This window comes from Thermococcus sp. M36 (assembly GCF_012027355.1).
Classification (GTDB): domain Archaea; phylum Methanobacteriota_B; class Thermococci; order Thermococcales; family Thermococcaceae; genus Thermococcus.
On the sequence record NZ_SNUH01000325.1, the window covers coordinates 1 to 396 of the forward strand.

The window sequence follows — 396 nt, forward strand, 5'->3', positions numbered from 1 at the left end:
TAACCTCGTCGGCGGTTTAGTTGAATAGCGATAAAAAGCATTTCGAAGTTTCGGGATGCTACGCCTGACTACCGGACAGGCAGGCAACAACAGCTTAATAGTAACAGTTGTGCATGGTAAAAAATTGTACATCATACATCGTAAATCGTACATCCCAAATATCTTCTACCTTCACTATCCTGATGCAAACACAGCAACGCTATATTGCTCATTTTGATTTGGATTCTTTCTTTGTTAGTGTTGAATTATTGGAAAGGCCTGAATTACGCGGACTGCCTGTAATTGTTGGTGGTTCAAGAGATAGAGGCGTTGTAACCACTTGCAGTTATGAAGCCAGAAAATTCGGTGTACGTTCTGCTATGCCTATGAAACAAGCCATGCAGCTTTGTCCGCAAG

General features: G+C 41.9%; 1 pseudogene. It reads left to right on the forward strand.

Annotated features, from left to right (window positions below):
- Window positions 1-113: 113 nt before the first annotated feature.
- Window positions 114-396: pseudogene (locus E3E36_RS12540) on the forward strand (hypothetical protein); the annotation flags it as partial.